The 4,850-nt window shown below is 70.6% G+C and carries 3 protein-coding genes; 1 reads left to right on the forward strand and 2 read right to left on the reverse strand.

Translation table 11 applies throughout. The annotated features are described in order from the left end of the window. Nucleotides 1–55: 55 nt before the first annotated feature. On the reverse strand, nucleotides 56–2,221 hold the full coding sequence (locus PKE44_RS15060; RefSeq protein ID WP_324552637.1) for an EAL domain-containing protein: 2,166 nt from the start codon (nucleotides 2,219–2,221) through the stop codon (nucleotides 56–58). A gap of 279 nt (nucleotides 2,222–2,500) precedes the next feature. Next, entirely contained in the window at nucleotides 2,501–3,619 is a 1,119-nt protein-coding gene (gene ald / locus PKE44_RS15065) for an alanine dehydrogenase (RefSeq protein ID WP_324552639.1), read from the reverse strand. A gap of 153 nt (nucleotides 3,620–3,772) precedes the next feature. Here ald and PKE44_RS15070 point away from each other — a divergent pair, with 153 nt between their 5' ends. After that, complete coding sequence (locus PKE44_RS15070; RefSeq protein ID WP_324552641.1) at nucleotides 3,773–4,681, forward strand: hypothetical protein; 909 nt, start codon at nucleotides 3,773–3,775, stop codon at nucleotides 4,679–4,681. Nucleotides 4,682–4,850 lie beyond the last annotated feature (169 nt).

A 4,850-nucleotide genomic window follows, 5' to 3' on the forward strand; every position in this document is an offset into this window, starting at 1 on the left:
CTGGGCGGCGATCAGCGGTGCCTGCGGGGCGGCGTTCGCGGCCTGAGGCCGGGCCTCAGGCGGCCGGAGCCGAAGCCGGGCTGTCGCCGGCGGCGGCTTCGGCCAGCAGTTCCGGCCGGTGCAGCGCAAAGCCCTGCACGTCATCGACGCCGAGCGCGGCGAGCGCCGGCAGCAGCGAGGCGTCCTCGACCCATTCGGCGACGACGCGCAGGCCGCGCAGCCGGGCGAGGCGGCAGAGGGCCTCGATGATCACCGGGCTGATCGGGTCGCTTTCGAAGTCGCGCACCAGCCGGCCGTCGATCTTGACCACCTGCACCGGCAGATCGGCGAGATAGCCGAAACTCGCGACGCCGGCGCCGAAGTCATCGAGCGCGAAGCACCAGCCGTCGGCGGCGAGCGTGCGCACCGCCGGCAGGGCGAACTCGAAGCGTTCGAGCGCGTGGCGCTCGGTGATCTCCAGACAGAGCCGGCCGAGGTCCAGGCCGTGGCCGGCGATGAGCGCCTTCAGCCAGTCGGCAAAGCCGCTCTCGGCCAGCGTCTGCGCGCTCAGGTTCACGTAGCACTGCAGGCGCGGGTCGGCCTGCGTGCTCAGCCAGCGGCAGGTGCTGGCCAGCACCCAGCGGTCGATCTGCGGCAGCAGGCCGTAGCGCTCGGCGACCGGCAGGAAGGTGTCCGGGCCGAGCGGGTGTCCGTCGTCACCGAGCAGGCGCAGCAGCATCTCGCGCCGCGCGCGGCCGTCCTCGCGACCGGGCAGCGGGTCCAGGCGCTGCCAGGCGAGCCGCAGCCGGCCGTTGCCGAACGCGGCGCGCAGCCTTTCGAGCAGTGCGATCTCGCCCTGATGACGCAGCAGCGCGCCGTCGTCGGGGCCGGAGACGCGCACGCCGCCGTGCAGGCGCGCCGCTGCGCAGGCCAGATCGGCACGCGCCAGCACGCCCTCCGGGCTTTCGCTGCGCGGACCGAAGGGGGCGATGCCGATGCGCATGCCGATGCCGAAGCTGCGCTCGCCGACCGTGAACGGTTTCGAGGCCAGCGCCTCGCGCAGCCGGTGCGCCAGTGCGCTCGCCTCATCCGCGTCGTGATCCGGGGCGAGCAGCACGAACTCGTCCCCGCCCATGCGCGCCAGCGTCGCCGCCGCCGGCTTGCGCCGGAGCATTCGCCCGGTGACTTCGATCAGCAGGCGGTCACCGGCCGCGTGGCCGCAGGTGTCATTGGCGAGCTTGAAGGCTTCGAGGTCGAGATACAGCAGCGCATGGCGCCGGCCACGGGGGCGGGCGGCGAGTGCTTCGAGCTGTTCGGTGAAGCGGCGCCGGTTCGGCAGTCCGGTCAGCGGATCGGTGTTCGCCAGCCGGTGCAGGCGCTGCGCGAGCACCGAGACGATGTAGCCAGTGGCAGCGACGGTGCCGATGAACAGCAGGCGCACGTGCTTGACGAATTCATCGGGGTGTCCGATGGCGATGGCCTGCAGGCCGAGGGCGAGCACCACCAGCATCAGGATCGTCAGCGTCACGACCGCCGGATCGCGCAGCAGCCCGGCGATCGCGACGAAGGGCAGCAGCAGGAAGAACAGCATCGTGCGCTGTTCGGGGGCCTGCATCAGCACCACCAGCGCCGCGATGCCGGTGGCGATCATCAGCGCCGCGGCCTGCGCGACGGTGCTGCGCGCCGGCTGCGGCCACCAGGCGAGCAGCAGCGGCGTGATGATCAAAATGCCGAGCGCATCGCCGGTCCACCAGGTCAGGAGGGTCTCGTACAGCGGCCCGTCGCCGGTCGCACCGGTCAGATACAGCCCCCAGGTGCCGATGGCGGCTGCCAGCATCGGCGCCAGCAGCACGGCATCGAGCAGGAACAGCTGCAGCCCGTGCAGCGTGTCGAGCGGCCGGGCCGGCAGCCGCGCCAGCCGCAGCAGCATCGAGGCCAGCATGGCTTCGACGAGCTGCGCGAGCGGCCCGAGGATCTGCGCCTGCCAGCCCTGACCGAGCCACAGCGCCACCAGCCACTCGCCGCCGAGGATCACCGGTGCCAGCCCGAGCCCGCGCCGCCACAGCATCCAGACGGCCAGCCCGGACGGCGGCCACAGCGGCGTGACGGCACCGTAGTACACCTGCAGGCGCAGGCCGATTCCGGCGGCGAGCAGATAGAACGCCAGCAGCATCAGCGTGCTGGCGATCCGGCCACGCGGGATCGGTGACCGGAAATCGGGCACGTAATCGGTCAGCGGCATGTCGGCATCCTTCCGCAGGGCAGGGCAAGGCAGGAGCGTGGAGGGACTGCCGGACGGAGCGACCGCTGCCGGGACCGGAGCCGCCGCCCGCTGTGAGGAGCCTTATTGCCTTATTTTTACTGCATGATTTCGGCTTGAAACAACCGTTTCATTCCCGGATTTCCGGGTGCCGGAAGCGCTTGCGCCTGCCGGGATTTCCGGGAGCGGACGGCTGCCCTGCCGCCGTCCATGGCCGTGCCGTGCCGGAGTCGTCGCCGGCATGCCGCTGGCGGCAGCGGATCACAGCGCCAGCAGATCGCCGGCCGGGTGGTAGTCGTGGCCGAGCGCCTCGGCGACGGCGCGGTGCGTGACGCGGCCGCGCAGGACGTTCAGGCCGTTCAGCAGACCCGGGTCGTTGCCGAGCGCGCGGACCCAGCCGCGGTCGGCGAGCGCGAGCAGATACGGCAGCGTGGCGTTGTTCAGCGCCAGCGCCGAGGTGCGCGGCACGGCACCGGGCATGTTGGCGACGCAGTAGTGGATGACGCCGTCGTGCACGAAGGTCGGTTCGGCGTGCGTGGTCGGGTGCGAGGTCTCGAAGCAGCCGCCCTGGTCGATCGCGACATCGACCAGCACCGCGCCGGGGCGCATGCGCGCGACCAGCTCGCGCCCGACCAGCTTCGGCGCCTGCGCGCCCGGCACCAGCACCGCGCCGATCACCAGATCGGCGTTCAGCACGTGGCGCTCGATGGTGTCGCGGGTCGAGAACACCGTCGTGACCCGGCCGCCGTATTCGGCATCGAGCGCGCGCAGCCGGTGGATGTCGCGATCGAGCACCGCGACCTGCGCGCCCATGCCGACCGCGACGCGCACGGCGTTGGCGCCGACCGTGCCGGCACCGAGGATCGTCACCTTCGCCGGCGGCACGCCCGGCACGCCGCCGGGCAGCATGCCGAGGCCGCCGTAGGTCTTTTCGAGGCAGTGCGCCCCGGCCTGCAGCGCCATGCGCCCGGCGACCTCCGACATCGGCGCGAGCAGCGGCAGGCCGCCGTGCGCGTCGGTGACGGTCTCGTAGGCGAGGGCGGCGGCGCCCGATTCCATCAGCAGCCGGCACTGGATCGGGTCCGGCGCCAGATGCAGGTAGGCGAACACCACCTGGCCCTCGCGCAGCCAGCGGATTTCGGCCGGCTGCGGCTCCTTGACCTTCACGACCAGATCGGCGCGCGTCCAGGCTTCCTCGGCCGTGTCGACGACGAGCGCGCCGGCGCAGCGGTAGCTCGCATCGTCACAGCCGATGCCGTCACCGAGGCCGGTCTCGACGATGACGCTGTGCCCGTGCGCGAGCAGTTCGCGCACGCTGCCGGGCGTCAGTCCGACGCGGTATTCATGGACCTTGATCTCTTTCGGTACGCCGATGCGCATGGCGCGACTCCCCGCTGTTCGTCCCGTGGTGGTTCGGATGCGGACGCCGCTGCGTGGCGGCGCCTTCTGTATTGCGGCAAGCGTAGGGCACGCGCAGTCGGCTGCGGCGGCAGCTAGGCTCGTTCATCTGCCGCTGCCACCGGAGTCGCCTGCATGCCGACCTTTGATCTGAGCCCGCTGCGTGCCGGTGACATCGTGCTGTTCAAATGGATCGACGGTGGCTGGCATACGGCGCTGTCGAGCGGCAACGGCAGGATCGTGCACTGCGTCAACGAACAGACCGGCACGACCGAGGATGCGATCACCAATCACACGAATACGGCGAGCGAGATTTACGCCTTCCGTACCAAGCTGCCGGATGTGGAGCCCGGCGCCATCGTCACCACGGCGCGTGGCTGGATCAAATCGGTCAGCAAGGGGCCGAGCCTGCCCGGTTACGACAGCGCCCGCGGCAGCGCCGTCCTGTCGCGCTTCGGCTTCGACCAGAAGCAGCACACCGACGGTCCGCCGTTTGGCTACGACGCGCTGTTTCGTGTCGTGAAATGGGCGACGCGCATCGATGGCGCCTTCACGCGCAAGCGCGGTACCACCTGCTGCGCGTTCGTGATCGCCGCCTGGCAGGCGACGCTGCTGCGTGCCGCGGTGTTCGACAACAAGGACCTGCTGGTCCAGTGCCATGAATACCTGCTCAAGCGCCGCGACATGGCCGCGAAGCCGCACGACAAGCTCGCCGTCAAGGAGCGTTCGCGCATCGGTGTCTCGAACGTCGGGCCGGTTGCCGAACTGCGCAAGCCACCGGACACGACCGGCAGCAAGGACGAGAAGCCCGACTGGCGCAAGCTGGAGGAACTGCCGGTCGAAACCGTCTGGATCACGGTACTGACCGAACTCGGCGCCGACTGGGTACTGGCCACGCCGGAGAACTCCGAAGGCAAGTGGCTGCGCACCGTGTTCGGTGCCGCGCTGTTCTGCGATGCGAAGTTCACGTACTCGAACACGCTGTACACGCGGCTGGTGGCGGATCAGGGCGCATGGGAACAGGTCGTGATTCCGAAGAAGTGAGGCGGGCACATCTGCGGGAAGCCGCCGTCCGTGCGGCCGTGGCGAGCGTGCCGGGACGCATCACCTTCCGTCGCGCACGCGCCCGACCAGATCGAACAGCGAGCCTGCGCCTGGCCCAGTCTGCGGCTGCGTCGCGCTGCCGAGCAGCCGGTATTCCTCGTGGATGTCG

The organism is Plasticicumulans sp. (genome assembly GCF_035331805.1).
Taxonomy (GTDB): Bacteria; Pseudomonadota; Gammaproteobacteria; order Competibacterales; family Competibacteraceae; genus Plasticicumulans.

Excerpts from the sequence above, each read along its gene's own strand:
- PKE44_RS15060 (WP_324552637.1), bottom strand. The coding sequence starts at position 2,221 with ATGCCGCTGACCGATTACGTGCCCGATTTCCGGTCACCGATCCCGCGT.
- ald (WP_324552639.1), bottom strand. The coding sequence starts at position 3,619 with ATGCGCATCGGCGTACCGAAAGAGATCAAGGTCCATGAATACCGCGTC.
- PKE44_RS15070 (WP_324552641.1), top strand. The coding sequence starts at position 3,773 with ATGCCGACCTTTGATCTGAGCCCGCTGCGTGCCGGTGACATCGTGCTG.